Raw genomic sequence first — 21,075 nt, forward strand, 5'->3', positions numbered from 1 at the left:
CTCGCTCCTACAGGTAATTGCGTACCCCTGTAGGAGCGAGGCTTGCCCGCGAAGGCGTCACCGCCGATTTAACGTCGGGCCCTCAAAGCGTCTGCCACAACGAATCAAACTCTTCCTCGACACCAACCACGCCGCTCCCCGCGGCGTTGTCGTTTCTGGCGATCTCCAGCGACCGATACGCAAACTGATTGAAGCTGTTGGTGCTCGACACCCGCCGATCCAGTCCGGCCCGGCGCTCCTCGCCGTTGGTATTGATCAGTACTTTGTGGCCTTCCTGGAACGGCAGGCGTGGAGCGAGCAGGGTGGCCGGTAAATCTATCGCGCTGATGGCCGGCAGTAACAGGCCGCGCAGGTAGTGACTGTGGTCGTCCCGGGTGCGCACCAGTTGCAGGCCGCAAGGTTCGGCGTATGGCGCGACTTGCTCGATACCCATCTGCGTTCCGCCGCCGCGAACCTGGCGAATCCAGCGCACCACCGCAATGCTCCAGCCTGCGCCCGCCGTGTCCTCGATGCCGACCATCTCGCCAGCCTGTAGCTCGGCAGGCACAGCGTCAGGCCAGGCCAGGCAATAACCGCCCGGGCTGTGATTGATCACGGGCAGGACGTACGTCGGAAAGTGGCGATTGCTGTCGCTGGCTTCGTGACTGTCGTCATTCTGCAGCTGCCGGTATTCGATTTCTTCGTAGGGCAGCAACGTGTCGGCGGTGCCGTGGGGCGCTGCGTCGAAGGCATGGCTCCATTGGTCCTTTTCCCGGAGCGCGGGCGATATCGCCGTGAACTGCGCACGGCGGGCGCCGGGGTTTTTCAGGATTTCGCTGAACGGGCGCTGCCCGCCCAGATAGAAGTGCAGCGCGCTCATGCCCACGCACAAGGTCAAGGTGCCTTGACTGGCGGTGCGCTGGAAACTGCGCTCGACCGCCTGCCCCCACGCGGCACTCAGGTGTTGCAGCGTATCCAGGCTCAGGCCCGCCGGCACCGGAAGTGGCGACTCGCCGTCGTTTTTTTCCAAATGGGCGTCGATGGCTGTTACCAGCGGCTGCGGATCGAACCCCAGCAAACGCTCTTGTTGCCCGGGCCGGAATTTCGAGCGGTAACGCGGCCCGATGTCGAGTTCCGGGGCGATGGCAAACAACCCATCGGCCGGTGTTTCCGGTTGCAGCTTGATCAGTTTGCTCCACGGCTCCAGCACTTCGGCGAGCCGCGCGATCTGGTTCTGGCGCAGTTGATTGCAACGTGCGGCGCCCACTAGCAGGGCGACCACGTACGTCTGTTCGATGCTCAGGTTTTGCGTCTGGCTCGCCAATTCATCGCGCAAGTTCAGATGCTGCAGCCGAAGGCTACAGGCGATTCGATACAGCTGGTGCAGCTCCAGCCACACGCCTTCCGGCACCGGGCAATAGAGTTGGGTGGCGCGGATCAGTGACCCGTTGAGGCAATGCATCGCCCGTTGCAACGCCTGGGCCAGCAGTGGCGTACGGTCCTTGCTGAAGCGCGGCGTGATGCGCACGACGATCTGTTTGTAGCCGATCGCCAAGTGGCTTTGCAGCGCCTGGCAGAGGTTGGCGATCTTGCTTGAACGCTCGTCGAGGGCAATCGACTGGTGCAGGAAATGCCGCTCCAGGTGCTTGCAGACGTAATACACCTCGGGCCTTAGCAGTTCGAGCAATTGCAGGCGATTGTCGCTGGGTGTCAGTAACTGGTTCAGTTCGCTCAAGCCCTGATAGAGCTGGCGAGCGGTTTCGCCGATGTTGGCTTTGGGCAGGTTGGCGATCCAGCGCTTGAGGTCGCGCGGGGTGGCTTCGCAGAACGACAGGCGCAACTGTGCGGGGACAGGGGCGCGCAGCAGAAGGTGGGGACTGGTCTCATTCATGCGGTGGACAAACTCCAACCGGGAAATGGGCAGTGAATGACCAGACTTTAGCAGCTATGACTAGGGCGCGCGCATTGCAATGCCTGTTCACTGTAGGAGCGAAGCTTGCTCGCGAAGAGCCGGAGGACGCCGCGGATCATCAGACAGATCCCGGTTGTCATTGACGACCTTCGCGAGCAATCGAGCGTCGACCGGCTGCTCCTACAGTAAAGCGGCGTTGGATCAGGCTTTCGGCAGGCCCATGCCCTGGCCCATCTGCACCGGCGAACCGGCCGCCAGTTCTTCAGCCCACTGCACCTGATCCGGGCCGAACAGCACAACAGCCGTCGAACCCAGTTTGAAACGACCCAGTTCCGCACCTTTCTCCAGGTGGATCGGTGCACGGGCAGCTTCGTCGTAGCGGAAGGTTTTCAGCTCGCGTTTCGGTGGAGTTACCAGACCCGCCCACACGGTTTCGATCGACGCCACGATCATCGCGCCCACCAGTACCACGGCCATCGGCCCGCGCTCGGTGTCGAAAATGCACGCCACACGCTCGTTGCGGGCGAACAGCTCCGGAACGTTTTCCGCAGTGGTCTGGTTGACCGAGAAAATCCGCCCCGGAATGTAGACCATCTCGCGCAGGGTGCCGGCCAGCGGCATGTGCACGCGGTGGTAGTCCTTCGGCGACAGGTAAATCGTCGCGAAATCACCGCCCATGAACGGCGCGGCGTTGGCCGCGTCACCGCCCAGCAGTTCCAGCACGCTGAAGCTGTGGCCCTTGGCCTGGAACACGCGACCGTGCTCGATCGGTCCAAGCTGGCTGACGGCGCCGTCGGCCGGGCTGAGGATGGCGCCCGGTGTTTCGTCCAGCGGACGAGCGCCGTCTTTCAAGGCGCGAGTGAAGAACGCGTTGAAATGCTCGTAGGCGGTCAGGTCTTCGACCAGGGCCTGGGACATGTCCACCTGATAACGCTTGGCGAACCACGCGGTGAACGCATTCTTGAACCAGCGCACACGGCATTCGGCGATGCAGCCAGCCAGTCGCGAGAGCAAGTGGTGGGGCAGCAGGTATTGGCTGAGGATAAACAAACGCTTATTCATTAACTGTCCTTAAAAACCTTAAATCTCTACAGGCGTATCGGGATGGTTACCCCATTCGCCCCAGGAGCCGGCGTAGCCTTTGACCCGCGGATAACCGAGGGACTTGGCCACCAGATAGGTGAAGCCAGAACGGTGGTGAGTCTGGCAGTGGGTAATCACTTCTTTGTCTTTGCTGATCCCGAGTTGTTCGAGGATCTGCGGCATGTCCGTGCGGATGCGCAGGTTGCGCGTCCGGTCCATGCCCGCGGTCCATTCGAAATTGACCGCGCCGGGAATGTGTCCGCCCTTGGCCGCCAGGACTTTCTCGCCGGAGTATTCCAGCGGCCCGCGCGCATCCCAGATCGCCAGGTCGGCGGCGCCGAGACGGCTTTGCAGGTATTCGCGGGTGGCGGTGGGTTCGTCGTGCAGGGTCAACGCAACCGGGCCGCCGACCGCGGGCGGGATCTGGATCGACATCGGCGAGCCTTCCGCCAGCCATGCCGTCAGACCGCCGTCGACATAGTGATACTTGTGGTGGCCGATGACATCCAGCAACCAGATAAAACGCCCGGCCCAACCGCCGCCTTCGTCGTCATACACGACGTAGACCGCATCGGGGTTGTGGCCCAGCTCGCCGAACAACGCTTCGAGAGCCGCTTGCGGCGGCATCAGGCCCGGCGCCGGTGGCTGGCCGAGTTGCGTGCGTTTCGGATCGACGAAGCGCGCGCCGGGAATATGCCCTTCGGCATAGCGGGCGCTGCTGGTCAGGTCCACCAGAATCAGATCGCGGGCGTCGAGGCGAGAGAGCAAGTCGCTCGGTTCGATCACCAGCGGCAAGCCAGAGAAGTCAGACATGTGAGGTCTCCAGAGCACAAAGGGGAGGATTGTAGCGGGTCATTGGCCGCGATGGCTAAAGGTGTGCAGGGCTTTCTCGATGCACTGCGCGGTTTTGCCAAAGGCTTGCACGGTAATTTCGGAGAACGGCCCGCCGCCCTGGTCCGCCACCACGATCATGATCACGCGGCCGTTGTTGACCAGCGAGCGCAACAGCAGGTGTTCGCCACCGAACTGCGAGCGCAGGCTGGCCGGCAGCAGTGCCGAAAATTGTGCGTTGTTGGCCGGGGTCAGGCGTACCTGGGCTTGCTGCGAGAGCAGGCGTTGCAGCACGGTGCTTTGGCTGACAACGAAATTCAGGCCGGCCGTTTCTTTCGGCAACCCGGCAATCTGGTGCACGCGCAGATTGGCGTGCGTGCGGTCGGCCATCAGGATCATCACCCGGCGCATGCCACATGCAACCAGTGCGTCGCGGGCCGAGTTGGTCAAGTGCATGGCATTAGTGAAACGACTCGGCTCCACCAGCAGCTCGGCGCATTGTTTGCGCCACTTGGCCAGGTCCTCGGCGGTCGGCGCCGGGGCTGGCAGCAAACCGGCGTGCACACGGTTCATGCCCTGCGGCCAGAGCAGCGCGACGGCGGGGTGCCAGAGGTCTGGCATGGTGTGCTGGCGCGCACTGTTGGCGGCCTGCTGGTGAAGTTGCTGCTGCACTTCGTCCATCGGCATTTGCAGGTAAAGGCTGGTCAGGTACTGCCAGCGTTCACTGTGCGGACAGTCCCAGGCGTGCTGTGCCGACAGCGCCAGACCGTTGGCCAGCAACACCGTGTTGGCCGGCTGATTGAGCCAGCGGCGTAACGTCGGATCGTCATCGAGACGGTTCTGCTGGCGCAATGGATGATCGCTGTCGCGCGCGATGCGCAGGACTTTCACCAGTTCCCGTTGCTCATTGAGTAACAGCTTGTAACCCTGCTGCACCCAGTTCGGCAGGTGCCAGATTTCCACCAGTGCCTGACCGATTTCCAGCAGGCGTACGCCGAATAATTGTTTCTCGACTTTACGTGCGGACTCGCCCTTATGGATGACCCGCAGCTCCCATTCTTCGAGCAATTGCGGATGGGTCAACGCCAATGGCCACAGCGGCGATAAAAACAGCAGGCTGCCCCAGTGGATGTCCTGCCACAGCCGCGCCAGGCGAGCGGCGAAAAAGCCGTTGGCCTGTTGCGTCGCGTGCTGGCTGATCATCTGCAACTGGCGCAGGGCCACGGGAATGTCCGATTCCGGCATCGCGGGCAGCCGTGCGAGCAGTTCTTCGGTGCGCTTCAAACCGAGGCGATTGATCGCCACCTCAAGGTTTTCCGCAGGTTCGGTCATGCTGCCGTGGGTGTGCCGGTTGGCTTCGCGAATCACGCTCAAGGCCAGGGCGGGGCTGTCCTGCATCAGCTCGGCGATATCGCGCAACGAGCTGCGGTTGTCGCCGATGGCCTTGCAGACCCGGTCATGACTGCCTTGCGGAACGGGCAGGTGCACGCCGTCCAGAAGCTTTACCCAGCCTTGGAGAGTGTTTGGTTTTGGAGTTGGAACGTTCGTTTCGTTAGCCATGGTTGGACGCGATCATCGTCTGCATTACCTATGCCCGAAGTGGGCCAAATTGGCTTTTCGCCTGAACTGGCTATAGTCTGGCGCAGTTTTGCCGATAAGTAGAAGAAGAGATTTTTTAACTTCCGAATATGACCTTGAACCCGACTCAGTAAGTGCTCTCCTACCTATGGCTAAAATAATCGGCATCATCGTCGTATTCGCGAGCGTGCTCGGCGGATACGTGCTTTCCCACGGCAAGATTGCCGCCCTGATTCAACCCTTCGAGGTGATGATCATCGGTGGCGCGGCCCTTGGTGCATTCCTCCAGGCCAACCCCGGTTACATGACCCTGCACGTGCTCAAGAAGTCCTTGAGCATGTTCGGATCGCGTTTCAATCACGGCTACTATCTTGAAGTGTTGGGGCTGATCTACGAGATCCTCAACAAGAGTCGCCGCGAAGGCATGATGGCCATCGAAGGCGACATCGAAGATGCCGCCGCGAGCCCGATCTTCGCCAAGTACCCGTCAGTGCTCAAAGACGAGCGCATGACCGCGTTCATCTGCGATTACCTGCGCATCATGTCGTCCGGCAACATGGCTCCCCATGAGCTGGAAGGCCTGTTCGACATGGAACTCTACAACCTCAAGGAAGACCTCGAACACCCGTCCCACGCGGTGAACGGCATTGCCGACGCCATGCCCGGCTTCGGTATCGTCGCGGCGGTATTGGGTATCGTGGTGACCATGGCGTCCCTGGGCGAAGGCGACCAGAAATCCATCGGTCTGCACGTGGGTGCGGCACTGGTCGGTACCTTCTTCGGTATTCTCGCGGCGTACGGTTTCTTCGGTCCGCTGGCCCACTCCCTGGCCCACGATGCCAAGGAAGAGCTGAACGTCTACGAAGCCATCAAGGCCTCGCTGGTGGCTTCGGCTTCCGGCATGCCGCCATCGCTGGCGGTAGAGTTCGGACGCAAGGTTCTGTACCCGGCGCACCGTCCTAGCTTCGCTGAGCTGGAACAAGCGGTTCGCGGTCGCTAAGTCATGGAAAATAATCAGCCGATTATTATCAAGCGCGTCAAGCGCATCGCCGGCGGGCATCACGGGGGCGCCTGGAAAATCGCCTTCGCCGACTTCGCGACGGCAATGATGGCGTTCTTCCTGGTGTTGTGGCTGTTGTCCACCGCGACACCGGAACAGAAGCTCGCCATCGCCGGTTACTTCAAAGACCCGATCGGCTTTTCCGAAAGCGGTACGCCGTACATCATCGATCTGGGCGGCACGCCGACCCTGGCGCCGGAAAACACCCTCAACCCCGAGGTGAAATCCCAGCCGCAGCCGGACAAGGTGACTGTCGACGCCGAGCAGGTCGAAGGCATGGCCGAGATGGTGGAGAAGGAACGCCTCGAACTGTTGCTGCAAGAACTGCAGAACAAGGTCGAAGAGAATCCGCAACTGAAGAAATTCAAGGACCAGATTCTGTTCGAGATCACGCCGGATGGTTTGCGCATCCAGATCGTGGACGCCGAAAACCGCCCGATGTTCGACTCCGGCAGTGCGCGCCTGAAACCGTACTTCGAAGACATCCTGCTGGCCATGGCCGACACCATCAAAGCGGTGCCGAACAAGATCAGCATCAGCGGCCACACCGACGCCAAGCCGTACAGTGGCCAGGGTGATTTCGGCAACTGGGAGCTTTCAGCCAACCGTGCCAACGCTGCACGTCGTGCGCTGGTGGCGGGCAGTTATCCTGAGCAGCAGATCGCACGCGTGGTCGGTTATGCCTCGTCGGCATTGTTCGATCGCGAGAACCCGCTCAACCCGGTCAACCGCCGCATCGACATCATTGTGCTGACCAAAAAAGCCCAGCGTGCCATCGAAGGTTCGCAAGGAGCGGAGCCGACTCCGGAGCCGACGCAAGGGCAGGGTGGTCCGGGTGAAGTGCCGGCCGATCCGAATGCATTGCCGGCGGATAAAGAACCGTTGCCGGCGCATGAGCTTCGCGAGCGTTTGAATCTGTTCGATGACCCGGCACCGAAACCGGCCGAACCGCCGAAGCAGTGACCCACAAAAAAGCCGACAGCGATGTCGGCTTTTTTATTTCACGGGTTTGAAGGCCGTGTGAGGTCCCTTGTAGGAGCCAGCTTGCTGGCGATGGCGGCCTGGCTGGCGTGGGTTTTTTGGTGTGTACATATCCATTCCTGCGGTAACGGCCGCCTATGGTTTCGCTTTTACAGCGAGTCACTTGGAAAAGCGCCAAGTAACCAAGCGCTCTTGCCCCTTTCGTTCGGTGCCTCGCTGTGGCTCGGCATGCCCTCGCTCCGGTCCTGCTCCGTGGGCCCGCCGCCATCGGCCATCCATGGCCGGGGGCGGCTACCGCGGCATCCTTGCCGCGGTGCCCACTGCGCAGAACCTCCACTCGGCCTCTCGAGGGGGCGTGCACCGCCAAAGCAAAAGCGAGGCGGCCTGAAAGCCGACCTGATTGCCAGGTTATACGCATCCCTCCTGTAGGAGCCGGCTTGCTGGCGATGGTCGTCAACGATAACGCGTGCTGTCTGGTTCAATGCAGCGCGCTTGAGTCCATCGTCGGAACGCCGCCCGCAGACAAGCCGGCTCCTACGGGTATTGCGTCGTGCCATGCCGGTGCTTTTGAGGAATTTGCGTTTGCTTGGTAGTTGTAGGAACGATCTGAAATTTCGTACCGGGGTTCTCAGTCGTGCAAGCATCTGTCTATGGTTCCACCGTTGCTGCCAATGTGGCGACCGATCTTAGCCAGTCGAATACAGATGAAACCTCTCGAACGTATCTGGAGTTTTTGACCATGGCTAAGTACCACCCGCTCCAAGGCAACTTCAGCGTCGGCCCGACGCTATACATCGACACCGAAGCCCGCGCTACAGATCTCCTCGAAACTGCCGTCCACCGACTCAAAGCCGCACGTAATCTGCTCAACAGCGTCACTTGCCTGTGTGTCAAAGAAGCCGAAGGTCACGACCTGGAGCATTTCGCCAACGCCGCACACATGTTGATCCAGGACGGCTGTGATGCCTTGGATGTGCTGGGCTGGACGCTGGAAAAAGCCGCACGCTGAAAACGAAAAAGCCGCGAAATGATCGCGGCTTTTTTTTGTCTGCGGGAGTCGGCTTAGTAACTGCTCTCCGGCAAACTCGCAATAATCGAGCGATAGCTGTTCATCCGTTGCTGCTGCACGCGGCCCTCTTCCAGTGCCTTGAGCAAGGCACAACCCGGTTCGCGGTCGTGCTTGCAGTCGCGGAAGCGGCAGGTGCCGATCAGGTCGTTGAACTCGATGAAACCGGCTTCGACGTCGGAGCGGCTGACGTGGCCCAGGCCGAATTCGCGGATACCCGGGGAGTCGATCAACTCACCGCCACCGGGGAAGTGGAACAGCCGCGCGGTCGTGGTGGTGTGAGTGCCCTGGCCGGACAGCTCGGACAACGGGCCGACGCGGGTTTCGACTTCCGGCAGCAGGCTGTTGACCAGCGACGACTTGCCGACGCCGGACTGGCCGACGAATACGCTGATGCGTCCGTCCAGTTGTTCCTGAAGTTGCTCCATGCCATTGCCGTGGTGCGCCGACACTTCCAGTACCGGATAACCCAGCGTGCGGTAAACCGCGAGCAAGGCATTCAGCGCCGGGGCGTTCTGCTCGTCGATCAGGTCGAATTTGTTCAGCAGCAGCAACGGCCGGATGCCGGCGTGCTCCGCAGCGACCAGATAGCGGTCGATCAAATTGGCGTGAGGCTCGGGCAGCGGCGCGAAGACGATGACGATCATGTCGACGTTGGCGGCCACCGGCTTGAGCTGGCCACGACTGTCCGGGCGGCAGAGTTCGGTTTTGCGCGGCAGTTGCGCCACGATCACCCCGATGCCCTGGTTGCCGGCACGCCAGACCACCTGATCGCCGGTCACCAGCGCCGGCAGGTTGGCGCGCAAGTGGCAGCGGAACACCTGGCCGGCCAAATCGCCATCGAGGGCTTCGACTTCGACCTGCACACCGAAGTGCGCGATCACCAGGCCGGTCTGTTCCGGACCCAGGTCGCCACCCTCAAGTGCCTCGACAGCCGAGGACTCGCGTTTGGCGGCGCGGGCAGCGCGTTCGCCCTGAATCTTTTCGATGCGCCAGTTTTGACGACGATTGAGTTGGCGTTTGGCCATGGGTGTTCCGTATCAAGAATGCAGCGATTAGGTAAAACGGCCGCGAGTTTAGCACGCCCGGCCACCTCCCTAGGCTAAACTGCGCAGCATTGCCTAGGAGCCGACACATGCAAAACCCGCAGAATCTGATCTGGATCGACCTGGAAATGACCGGTCTGAACCCTGATACCGACGTCATCATCGAGATGGCCACCATCGTCACCGACAGTGATCTGAACACCTTGGCCGAAGGCCCGGTGATCGCGATTCACCACAGCGATAAAATCCTCGCCGGCATGGACGAGTGGAACACCCGTCAACACGGCGGCTCGGGACTGACCCAGCGCGTGCGCGACAGCCGCATCAGCATGGCCGAAGCGGAAGCCGAGACCATCGCTTTCCTGGAGAAGTGGGTGCCGAAGGGCAAGTCGCCGATCTGTGGCAACAGCATTTGCCAGGATCGCCGCTTCCTTTATACGCACATGAAATCCCTGGAAAGCTTCTTCCACTACCGCAACCTCGACGTCTCGACTCTGAAAGAGTTGGCCGCACGCTGGGCGCCGGACGTGCGCGACAGCTTCAAAAAGGGTAGCACCCACCTGGCGCTGGACGACATCCGCGAATCCATCGCCGAGCTGCAGCACTACCGCAAGCATTTCATCAAATTCTGATCAGGCGGTGCCTGTTCCGGCGCCTTCGCGGGCAAGCCTCGCTCCTACAGGGGCGCGTTGTGCCCGTAGGAGCGAGGCTTGCCCGCGAAGGGAGCAATGCGGCCTATCTCCGTGATCGCCCCCTTTTGGTGCTGCACCTAAATGGCTAGACTGCGCGCCTTCCTGCAAGGACCGCCACCATGTTGCTGATGCTTTACCTGATCGCCATCACCGCCGAAGCCATGACCGGCGCACTGTCTGCCGGCCGTCGCGGCATGGACTGGTTTGGCGTGGTGCTGATCGCCTGCATCACGGCGTTGGGCGGCGGTTCGGTGCGCGACGTGCTGCTCGGTCACTACCCGCTGACCTGGGTCAAACACCCGGAATATCTGGTGCTGACCTCGGTTGCGGCCATGGTCACTGTTTTCACGGCTCGCTGGATGCGCCACCTGCGCTCACTGTTTCTGGTGCTCGACGCCGTGGGGCTGGTGGCGTTCACCCTGATCGGCTGCATGACCGCGCTGGAAATGGGCCACGGCATGCTGGTGGCCTCGGTCAGCGGCGTGATCACCGGGGTGTTCGGCGGCATCCTGCGCGACATTTTCTGTAACGACATCCCGCTGATCTTCCGCCGCGAACTCTACGCCAGCGTCTCCTTCGCGGCGGCGTGGTGCTACATGCTGTGCATCTATCTGCAACTGCCCGGTGAACAGGCCATTCTCATCACCCTGTTTGGTGGCTTCTTGCTGCGGTTGTTGGCGATTCGTTTTCACTGGGAAATGCCGAAGTTCGTTTATAACGACGAGCAATGAGCGGCAATGCTTACGTTCGTCAAGAACGGCACGAGTGATCTATAAAGCTGCGGTATATATGTAGCGTTTGTCAGGCGAGTAATTAAATAAGCTGTGGTTTTCCACTGTTTAAAAAGGTTACTTGCATGTCTGATTCAGACTCGACAAACGCGCAGCCCGACGCGCATCAAACATTGATAATAAAGTCGATTCCCGAGTGGTTGATTCGCGCGCCTGCCGAAAGACGCCTGGCATTGAAAAACGCCGGGGTTGTTTTTCCTGACTGGTACCGCTCGGCATCCGCCGCCAGTCATGAGGCCTTGAAGCAGGCGACTCAACGTAGCTGGGTTTCGCAAACCCGGGTGGACCGCCTGTTTGAAGGCCTTGCCGACGTTCGCGCATTTGCCGAGCCGTTGCTGGTTCAGGCCCTGAAAAGTCAGTTCAAGATAGAACTGAATGTCAGGAAAACGTACCTGCGACTCTATGTCCCCAAAGATTTACCGGTCCGCTATGAAGTGACGACGATTTCACTTCTGGATGCTGCCTTGCATAACTTCGAAATGAAGGAGACGGCAGCACATTACTTTGACAGTGCTTCGTGTTTTATCACTGAGCCCGGTGCGGCCGGGCAGTTCGATATTCTTCAGATTAACAGTCGCTTGTCTGTCGCGGCATTTGCCTCGCTGTGCCGACAACTTGATATCGGAGGGCGCTATAACCAGCAACTTGAGGCGCTGTTATTACCTGCGGATGCTGCGGCCAGAGCGATGCTGGCAAACAAAGTCATTGCCAGTCAGCAGGATCGATTCCGGGTGGCGACACTCCTGGCGCGAATGAAAGGGGACATTGGGCACGCTGAACAGGTGCTGTTGCCGGGCCTGCTCACAGAGCAAAAAATACCGATGCCTGGCGCAACAGCGCTGCGTTTGTATCAACTGAGCCTCCTGGGAACGGCGTTGACCGGCATCGTGCTGTTCTCGGCGGATCCAGAACATTCTCGCGAAGTTGAACCGGTGATTGCCTACATCCCCGATGACCCTGAGCACCCGCTGAAAACCTATGCCTCCTCCCGCGAACTTGTGGACGAACTGACCCGGCAATTGCGCTCTACCGATTACCAGCGTTTTTTTGCCCGGTTTGTCGCTCACGACCAACGAGGTGCCTTTTTCGCCACGTTGCTTAATTTGCTCAACGCCGCAGCCCCCGATGCGCGTCCCAACCTCAGGATGCAAACACAGCGCGTGGGTCCGCAATTGTGGACCTGGCTGTACCAATCCAGGTTGAACCAGATCCTCAATGACGCGCACGTCATGGCCGTGTCTACCGCAGACGAAGACCGCAAGTCGCGCTGGGAACAATGGGACCGCCTGGAAAAAGTCGCCACCGTTGTGCTGGAGGTCGCGACGCTGGCGGCGATCCCGTTCGTGCCGTTTCTGGGCGAACTGATGTTGGCCTATACCCTGTACCAACTGCTGGACGACACGTTTACCGGCATCCTTGATTGGGCCGAAGGGCAGTTGATCGAAGCGTCGGCGCATTTGCTGTCCATTGCTGAAACGGTCGCCCAGTTGGGCGCGTTTGCCTTGGGCGGCCTGGCCGTCGGCAAACTGCTGTCCGTCACCCCCGGCGCTTTCGTCAGCCGTTTGAAAGTCGTTGATATGGGGGCAGGCCAGCAACGATTGTGGAATCCCGATCTGAGTGCATATGAGCGTGCGGTGCGCTTGCCAGCCGACTCCCGGGCCGATGCGCTCGGTTTGCATCGGCATCAGGGCGCGAGGGTGCTGCCTCTTGATGGGAAAACCTATGAAGTGGTGGCGCCCGAGACTGACGGGAATGTCTATCGCATTCGCCACCCGGACAGGCCGGATGCCTACAAACCACAACTTGCTCACAACGGCGCAGGAGCGTGGGCGCATGAGGTTGAGCGCCCCATGGAGTGGCGGCGCGCACAGCTGTTTCGGCGCCTGGGGCATTCGGTGGCCGAGTTTTCGGATGTCACGGCTGGACGCATTCTGGCGGTAAGCGGCATCGACGAGGCAGTGCTGCGCGACATGCACGTTCATACCCGGCGCCCCCCGGCCTTGCTCGAAGACACCATCCGGCGTTTCAAACTCGATCAGCAGATTCAGGCGTTCATCGCGCAGATGCAAAGCACCGATTCGCGGGTGTATTTGAAAGCCGATCCGCAGATGCAGGTGCAACTGCTGCGAGCTCAGGGCGTCAGCCTGCAGGACAGCCAGCTGCGAAGCGGCGATGTGGTTCGACGCGTGGTTGAAACACTTGAGGAAGCGCAGCTGAAAAAACTGCTGGGTGAAAGCCCGGCGTTTGGCGATTCTTTGCCAGGAGTCGACGTGCGAGCCGCCCGGCTGCGCCTCAGAATCGCGGGTTGGGCACAGGAACATCTCGGCAGTTTGTTCGAGGCAAGTGAGCGCCACTTTGAGCTGAGCAGTGATGAAAACACCCAGCAGATACGCCGGATTTTTCCTGATCTGCCCAAAACCATCGCTGAAGAATTATGGCGTCATGCAGAGGCTGCCGATCGTCTGCACATGCAGCGCAACCTCGGAATCACCCGGCGAATGGCGCATGAAGCGCTGTTCTATCTACGGGAAGTACGCCTCAGCAGGGCGTACGAAGGGCTTTATATGGAGACGAGTGCAAATCCGGACTCCGACAGGTTGGCGCTGCATAGGCTCGAAAGCCTGAACGGCTGGTCGCCAGAGGTGCGCATCGAAGTGCGTGACGGCGATTTTGACGGTGCATTGGTGGACAGTATCGGTGGTCCCGAGGCCCCGATTCGCAAAATCCTGGTCAGACAGAATGGCCAGTACCAGGCCTACGATGGCTTCGGCAAGGAGCTGCATGCATTCGACGATCTCTACGGCGCCGTCCAGCATGCCCTTCCCGATGCTCAGCGCCGGGCGTTGGGTTTGCCTCATGTCGGGCAGGGCGCGGGGCTCCGGCAGGCGGTCAGGCAACAAACACTGATGCCTCGCTCGCAAGCCAGGGCCTTGCTGGGACAGCCGCCATTGGAGGCGGGTGCTCGTTCGCCCATGGGGCTGGCCGTGGGGCGTTCCGGCTATCTGTTGGGTGGTGGCGATTTTGTGCCGGAGCCGGCGCGTTCCGTAGGGCAGCGGCTTCAAGCGCTGTACCCGACGCTCTCCGAGGAAGAAATGACGACGCTACGCAGCGAGCGATTGATCGGGGAGCCGGTGTTGGCCGTTGCGCGCCTGGGGAACGAGTACGTGACGTTGGTCAATGAATTGGAGATGTGGAGCCATGACGTGCCGCCCCGTCATCCGACCACGGGATCGATACTCACAGAGAATGAAATCTCTATTCAGCGCCAGGGCAGAAACCTGTTCGCGCAGGAGTTGCAGGCGAATTGGAGTCGCAGACTGACGACGGCCAACCGCTACACATCGACCACGCTTGATTACGATCTGGAGATACTCGGTGAGTTACCGGTGTTGTCGGCAGACTTCAGCCATGTTCGTGAATTGTCTTTGAGCAGCAGCGCCGGGTTGGGCGGGCATTCCTTTCTCGCCAGCTTCCCGGGTGTGCGGTACCTGACATTGTCAGGCTTCGCGCTGGAGACTTTGCCCTTGGAAATCTATCAGATGAGGGCACTGGAGACGCTGACCCTTGATGACTGTGCTATCGAACTGAATGAGGCAGCAGTCGAAGGCCTTGCACATATGGAGGGTTTGACGCTGTTGCACCTCGATAACAACCGGCTTGGGTTGACTCCCGATGTTCGTTACATGAGCAGGCTGGACAGTCTTTACTTGAAAAGCACAGGTTTGATGGAGGTGCCTGTCGGATTGTTCGATCTTGAACAGCTGGCATTTGCCGATCTGAGATTCAATCAGATCACCACATTGCCGGATGAGCTGTTTGAAGTTGCAGATGCTCGAGAGGTTAATTACAACTTGTTGGGTAATCCGTTGAGTGAGGCCTGTAGGTCGCGTATTGAGAATTATATTGAGAGCTCAAGTCTTGATAAAAAGATAATGATTCAATTTGACGGTGCGCTGGATGAAGAAATTGATTGGCAGGAAGCGCCTGATTCGGACGACAGCGGAGTTGATGAGGGTGATCCGGACTGAGTCTGCTGTAATGCTTTGTAAGTGATTGGTTGGGTGGAAAGTTTCATGTTTAAGTTTGTGGCAATTACTGCATTGAGGCGCTGATTTTTTCTTGTTATTAATCGGTGATACGACCCGTTGAATCGATTAATAACCAGCAAGGAATGCGTCATGAGTAATGTTCAAGGCTTGACTGCCGCTGTAGAAAGTAACAAACCTTCCATGTCAGGATTATCAAAACTGGAAGTCCGCTTCGAAGCCCCCGGTGTCGAATCAAAAAAAGTGTATGCCAATGGGCGAATGCAAGTTCGCGTCTGGGTATTCGTCGAAGCGGTAGATGAAAATGGTGATGCGGTTGAAATCGACCTTTCCCCGCTTCAATTCTCCGCAAAGCTGATTCATTTCCACAATGGTCAGCCATTGGAAGGGGAGTCGTATCAAAATCTGCCGCTGACGGGCTGGAATGCCAGTCGCTACGAAAACGGGTACACCCATGACATGCCCGGAGGCGTTCAGTCCGGTAGCGCAGGGAGCAGCAGCGGAACACCCATCGAGTTCTGGGTTTCATCGTCTATTGAAGGGCAAGCACAAGTCGCGGCTGAAGTGACGGTGCAGGGAAAGGTTTACCGAAGCAATAACACCCTGAATCCGGATGGCCGGAAGATTTCCAGAAGCGTTGTGATTCATGCGGAAAAAAGCCCTGTTTATGGTGTAGAGAAATTTACGTGGCAGTCGCATGAACTCCGCGGATCGTTTGAGGGCGATCTGTTGTTTCGATACCACTTGGGGCTTTATTCAGACGGCAAGCAAGTAAAATTGTTGCGTTGGGAAAGTCGTCAGTATGAAGTCGGCGGCACCTACCCTGTTTTATTCTGTGACACAGGATTGATTCTGGGGCGGGATGCGCCAAGGTCTTTCATGGGGGTAATGGCTCCTTCTCGGGCAACGGAGCTGGATGTCTATGTTTCCGGGGCGCGAAAAGTTGAAGTCAATCAGCGTGCCGGGGAGTTGACCGTCATCAAAGGAATTCCTCCCGCTTATGTTCGTAGTGAGGATGTAAGGGTTTCACCCTTTTACTTTACTGCTTTCGATGAGTTTGGTAATGCGCACAGTCTGTCGATAGAAATAGATATTCCCAATGACGAATTTATTTTGAGAAGAGGCTGAGAGTCAATTGATTCGAAGCTTTGATTAAAGCGTGTGGCGCGGCTTGTAGTGTCGCGTGACTCTTCAATATTCATGAGTTCAAAGGGTATCTGATAATGACAGTCACTGAAGTGGCGAACGTCTATTCCAATGCGTTTAATTTTGATGAGTTTCTCGCCGGCGGGGTCGATCCCCGTACCGGTATTTACACCTGTTCGTTGATGTTGGGTGACATCAAGTCCGCAGACTTGAACGGTCCCTCTTTGCCAATCAGCTTGTCCTACAGTCCACTCAACAGTACCGACAGCGGTTTCGGCATCGGTTGGTCGATGGCAATGACCCGTTACGACGCGGGCAATGAAATACTCGGTTTGTCCGGTGGCGGAAGTTTCAAGACGAAGCAGACAGCCACCCACCTGGTCTTCGATGAGTTGAAACTTGAGACGCTCAAGGTCGAACGGTCTGGACCGGGGCGTTTTGACGTCATCCATAAAAATGGTATGCGTGAAGAGCTGAAGATCTTTGAGGGCAGCGATGTCGCGGTGCCGATGAGGATCGTTGGCGCCAATGGCGCTGCCATCACGCTCGACTACACCGCCATCAACGGGCAACCGGCGCTGGTCGCCGCGCGGGATTCACAACGTACGTTGCTGACTATCTCCCGTGCCAAGGGCAAGGTTACGCTGACGCAATACCCCGGCTCCGAATGTGAAGCCAGCTTTGTGTTGTCGCTCGCTAACAACGCGGTGGCCTCCATTGATTTGCCCGTAGGCGGGTCCTGGTTTCTGACCTATGAGCCTTTCGGCAATCTCCAGTGCCTGACCCAGGTCGATTCGCCGCTAGGGGCGCGAGAGATAATCGGGTATCAGGAAGCGGGGCATCAATTCCCGCCCGGTTCACCGATTCGCTCCATGCCTTATGTGATCTCCCACACCGTGTACCCACGGCAGAATCAGCCCGCGATCACAAAAAATTATGAGTTCTCGCAGAAGAATTTTCAGGGCTTCGATGACGACGGTAGGCGTTGGTCCCCGGACGGTGACACGCTCTACAAGAGCTCGTCGGGCTATGAGTATTCTTCCACCGAAAAACTGATGGCGGGCACAAAGGTCCACAGCTCCACGGTGCGCACCTACAACAAATATCATCTGCTGGTTTCGCAGGTGACGACCTGTCAGCAGATGATCACCACCCGGTCCACGGTGTACCACATCGATTCGGGCAAGAGCTTTCTCGAGCAACCTGCGCAGTTTCGATTGCCCAAAGTCCAGACGTTACGCTACGAAAACCGCACCGCCGGAACATCGCGCGAAGAGCTTACCCACACCGAATTCGATGGGGCAGGCAACCTGCTCAAACAGGTCGGGCCGGATGGCGTCACGACCCTGTCCGAATTTTATCCCGCTGCCGGAGCGGAGGGGTGCCCTGCCGACCCATTGGGGTTTGTCCGGTTCGAGAAGCAGAGAACCATCATCCCGGCATCGCAAGCATCGGATAAACCAAACGCCGCCTCGACGGTGATGCGTTATCGCTATGCCTTGCACGCCTCGTTGCAAGGTTCGCCGGTGACCGCCGTGCTGCCTGTCGAGGAAAGCTTTTATGAGCTGAACGCAGACGTTGAAATTCTGCGTTCGAAGACACAACGGGTTTACGTCAATCAGCCTGATGATCCGCTACGCCATGGCTTGCTGCAAAAACAAACCGTCACGCAAAACGCCTTGGCGACGGTTACCGAGTTTTCCTATGTGCTCGACAACAACCGGCTTGAAATTCAGAGCACCCTCAAGGGTTTCGATGGCACCGTCAAAACCGCGGCTCAGACACTGTCATCGCTTAACGGCATGAAGCTGGGCGAGCGCGGCGAAGACCAGGGAGCGGTTGCCTACACGTTCGATGTCATTGGCCGGCCCCTGAGCGAAACGTTTTCGCCGGGCACGGCCAACACCGCCACCCGCCGTATGGTTTATCAGGCGGCCAGCAATAAAGCACCGGCGACGATGCTCACGACAGATCTGCTCGGCGTTCAGCAAAAAGTCGTGTACGACGGCCTCGGGCGCGTCGTCGCAGTCGAAGAGCAGGATTGCGATAACCCGGACGAAGTGGCCAGGACCCAATTGCTCGTTATCTATACAGCGCGCCACGATGCGCTGGGCCAGTTGGTGGAGCAAACGCATTCTGATTGGTGGGACGGGGTTGCCCGGCCGGTCAAGACCGGGTTTGTCTACGATGGCTGGGGACAGGTCAAGACCACGCTTCACGCTGACGGGCGCAAGGAGCATTGCACAATCGACCCTGTGGCCCGCACAGAAACCCGCTGGCTTGAGGGCATGGGCAAGTCTGTCACCGGCCTCAATGCTTTCGGGAAGCCTGATCGTATCGAGTCGTTCAATATTGCGGGTGAAACCCAAGGCGCAATCGTTCATGGCTATGACGGCATCGGCCGAGCCATCAGCCAGACCGATCCTGTCGGCAACACCACCACCTATGAGTACGACGTGTTCAATCGGTTGCGGCGCAGCGTCTTGCCCGACGGGAACACCGTGCAGACCGACTACGCTCTGCACAGCCAGGCGTCGCTTGCCACTGAAGTGAAAGTAGCGGGCCAACGCCTTGGGCGGCAGACATTCGATGGCTTGGGCCGCTTGAGCGAAAGCACCGTGGGTGGACGCGCGGTCACTGCGGGCTACGCGGCAGGATTCACGCAACCGATCTGGCAGAAAAGCGCCAGCGGTGAAAAAGTCGAGTTCGTTTATGCGCGTGATTTCGGCGGGCGCGTGACGCAACGCAAGGCGACCGGACTGGACGCCGGATTCACTTACAGCCCACTGCACGGGCAATTAGCCAGTTGTGTCGAGCAGGAGCGGGAAACGCGCTTCGAATATCACCCTTCCGGACGCCTGAAAAGTGAAACCACTGCGCACGCGGGCGTGGACCGGACGGCGTCGTACACGTACACGTTCGGTGGTCGGCCACTGACTTGCGTCGATGTGCTCGGTCAGGCACACAAGACGGAGTACGACGAATGGGGGCGGGCAAAGTCGTTTGAGCAGAATTCGCTCAAGGCTGACTTTATCTACAACGCCGTGGGCCTGCTGGAGCGGGTCGACTCGCAGGATACTCAGGCCAAGCGTTCCATGACGACTCGCCTGGTCTACGACGATCAGGGGCGAGAAATTTCGCGCAGCTTTGAGGTCAAGGGCGCTGCTACTCAGACCCTGAAATCGAGTTACGACCTCGCTGGCAAGCTGACGCAGAAGGTACTGGGCATCGGTGAAGACGTGCTGCGCGACGAACGCTTCGACTACGACGTCCGAGGTCGACTGGGCCACTACACCTGTAGCGGAACGCTGCGGCCACGCGATCCCTTTGGCAAAGACATTATCAAGCAGACCTACGTTTACGATGCGCTGGATAACATCGTCAGCCTGCAAAACGATTTTCCCGGTGGCAGCAACACCACGACATTCTCCTACAGCGCTGTCGATCCCACGCAACTGATCGAAGTTCAGCACTCTCACGCGGATTATCCGGCGCCGGTTACGCTGCAATATGACGCCAACGGCCAGATGATCCAGGACGATCAGGCTCGTGCGCTGAGCTACGACGCACTGGGGCGATTGACGCAAATCGCTACGGCATCCGGGGCGGTGATGCGCGGCTATAGCTACGATGCGCGCGATCGTCTGGTCGAGTTGTCACAACCCGTCGGGCCGGGTACCCAGCGCTTCTATCATGATGGGCGGGTGATCAACGAGATCAGCAGTGCTGACCGTCGTACCTGTGGGCGCCAGTCCGGTTTATTGCTGGGGGAGCAGCAACAGGGCGCGGGCGCTGGTTTGACGCTGTTTGGCACAGACCTGCAGCAAAGCGTTTTGATCGCCGAGTCCGGTGCACAGCGCGACGAAGTTGCCTACAACCCCTACGGATTTCGTCCTGCCGAAGGCGGGCTATTCAGCCAGGCAGGATTCAGCGGTGAGCAGCTTGACCCGTTGACCGGGCTTTATCTGCTGGGCAATGGTTACCGGGCCTACAGCCCGACGTTGATGCGTTTCCTCAGTCCGGACAGCTTGAGCCCGTTTGGCGCGGGTGGATTGAACCCATACGCTTACTGCCTCGGTGACCCGATCAATCGGGTTGATCCAACCGGGCATGTTTCCTGGCAATCTGCCTTGGGCGTTGGCCTTTCGCTGTTCAGCATCGCGACAAGCATCCTGACCTTCGGCACAACCACGCCGCTGGCGGTCGCGAGCCTGACGTTGGCGCTGGCGTCCGGGATCGCCGGCATTGCGAGTGAGATTGCCCATGAAGTGATGCCGCAATCGGAGCTGGGTGACGTCCTCGGCTACGTGAGCCTGGGGTTGGGGCTGGCGTCTTTTGCGGCTGGTGCCGGGGCGGCCGTTCAGGGCGCGGGCAAGGTCGCGGGAGCGTTCCGGTCAGGCTTGAACGGCGATGCGCGAGGGGCGGCCAAGGCGATGGCCAGCGGGACGGGCGGAAGAAGCGCAAGGGCTGGATCATCTACTCAGTCCGCAGAGGCATCCTCCGCAAAGTGGGTTTACAAGACTTACAATGCGCAGCGCAACCTTCCGGGTTTTGAGTCACTGGATGATGCGAGCAGGGCAAAGTTTTTCCGGTTCAAGGATGCGATCAAGGATGAGGGGATGACACCGGGCCAGGCAGCCGAACTGCTAGGCGGAAAAACCTACTACAACGAAATGGTGCCGTTCAAATCACCCAACCCCAAGCAACTCCTTGAGCCCGGATACTTCAATGACAGCGGTTATACCGAGATCAGGCTCAACCAGGGAATGCGTCTGTTTTTCTATGTGAACAAAGACACTCGGACAGCGACCATGCACAAGTTTGGCCATACGCAAAAAGGAGGTTGACGCCGGGTGGGGTGCAA

Annotated in this window: 13 protein-coding genes; 8 read left to right on the forward strand and 5 right to left on the reverse strand. The window is 59.0% G+C overall.

The window, feature by feature from the left end; genetic code table 11:
- Positions 1-82 precede the first annotated feature (82 nt).
- The 4 genes from IB245_RS05520 to IB245_RS05535 form a co-directional block, all read right to left on the reverse strand.
- Complete coding sequence (locus tag IB245_RS05520) at positions 83-1,870, reverse strand: molecular chaperone (RefSeq protein WP_192226916.1); 1,788 nt, start codon at positions 1,868-1,870, stop codon at positions 83-85.
- Between the two features lie 222 nt (positions 1,871-2,092).
- Entirely contained in the window at positions 2,093-2,953 is an 861-nt protein-coding gene (asd, locus tag IB245_RS05525; RefSeq protein ID WP_008040415.1) for an archaetidylserine decarboxylase, read from the reverse strand.
- An 18-nt stretch (positions 2,954-2,971) separates the two neighbouring features.
- The gene (locus IB245_RS05530) at positions 2,972-3,787 is read right to left on the reverse strand and encodes a rhodanese-like domain-containing protein (RefSeq protein WP_008040417.1); all 816 of its coding nucleotides are present in this window, start codon (positions 3,785-3,787) and stop codon (positions 2,972-2,974) included.
- Between the two features lie 39 nt (positions 3,788-3,826).
- The gene (locus IB245_RS05535; protein ID WP_192226917.1) at positions 3,827-5,365 is read right to left on the reverse strand and encodes an HDOD domain-containing protein; all 1,539 of its coding nucleotides are present in this window, start codon (positions 5,363-5,365) and stop codon (positions 3,827-3,829) included.
- A gap of 166 nt (positions 5,366-5,531) precedes the next feature.
- Here IB245_RS05535 and motA point away from each other — a divergent pair, with 166 nt between their 5' ends.
- The 3 genes from motA to IB245_RS05550 all read left to right on the forward strand — a co-directional run bounded on the left by motA (position 5,532) and on the right by IB245_RS05550 (position 8,433).
- Positions 5,532-6,383: a flagellar motor stator protein MotA gene (gene motA / locus IB245_RS05540; protein WP_008027935.1), complete on the forward strand. Its 852-nt coding sequence runs from the start codon at positions 5,532-5,534 to the stop codon at positions 6,381-6,383.
- 3 nt (positions 6,384-6,386) lie between these two features.
- A complete protein-coding gene (gene motB, locus IB245_RS05545) occupies positions 6,387-7,406 on the forward strand; it encodes a flagellar motor protein MotB (RefSeq protein ID WP_192226918.1) in 1,020 nt (339 codons plus the stop codon).
- A gap of 757 nt (positions 7,407-8,163) precedes the next feature.
- Positions 8,164-8,433: a hypothetical protein gene (locus IB245_RS05550; RefSeq protein WP_192226919.1), complete on the forward strand. Its 270-nt coding sequence runs from the start codon at positions 8,164-8,166 to the stop codon at positions 8,431-8,433.
- A 53-nt stretch (positions 8,434-8,486) separates the two neighbouring features.
- Here IB245_RS05550 and rsgA read toward each other — a convergent pair whose 3' ends face one another.
- The gene (gene rsgA, locus IB245_RS05555) at positions 8,487-9,518 is read right to left on the reverse strand and encodes a small ribosomal subunit biogenesis GTPase RsgA (RefSeq protein ID WP_008035286.1); all 1,032 of its coding nucleotides are present in this window, start codon (positions 9,516-9,518) and stop codon (positions 8,487-8,489) included.
- A gap of 107 nt (positions 9,519-9,625) precedes the next feature.
- Here rsgA and orn point away from each other — a divergent pair, with 107 nt between their 5' ends.
- The 5 genes from orn to IB245_RS05580 all read left to right on the forward strand — a co-directional run bounded on the left by orn (position 9,626) and on the right by IB245_RS05580 (position 21,058).
- Complete coding sequence (orn, locus tag IB245_RS05560; protein WP_192226920.1) at positions 9,626-10,168, forward strand: oligoribonuclease; 543 nt, start codon at positions 9,626-9,628, stop codon at positions 10,166-10,168.
- Between the two features lie 179 nt (positions 10,169-10,347).
- A complete protein-coding gene (locus IB245_RS05565; protein ID WP_008035291.1) occupies positions 10,348-10,959 on the forward strand; it encodes a trimeric intracellular cation channel family protein in 612 nt (203 codons plus the stop codon).
- A gap of 125 nt (positions 10,960-11,084) precedes the next feature.
- Positions 11,085-15,047, forward strand: a complete 3,963-nt coding sequence (locus IB245_RS05570; protein WP_192226921.1) for a leucine-rich repeat domain-containing protein — start codon at positions 11,085-11,087, stop codon at positions 15,045-15,047.
- Between the two features lie 150 nt (positions 15,048-15,197).
- Positions 15,198-16,193 (forward strand): hypothetical protein, encoded by a 996-nt coding sequence (locus IB245_RS05575; RefSeq protein ID WP_192226922.1) that lies wholly within the window; start codon positions 15,198-15,200, stop codon positions 16,191-16,193.
- Positions 16,194-16,288: 95 nt separating this feature from the next.
- Positions 16,289-21,058: an RHS repeat domain-containing protein gene (locus IB245_RS05580; protein ID WP_192226923.1), complete on the forward strand. Its 4,770-nt coding sequence runs from the start codon at positions 16,289-16,291 to the stop codon at positions 21,056-21,058.
- Positions 21,059-21,075 lie beyond the last annotated feature (17 nt).

The organism is Pseudomonas sp. PDM02 (genome assembly GCF_014852285.1).
In the GTDB taxonomy this organism is placed as follows: domain Bacteria; phylum Pseudomonadota; class Gammaproteobacteria; order Pseudomonadales; family Pseudomonadaceae; genus Aquipseudomonas; species Aquipseudomonas migulae.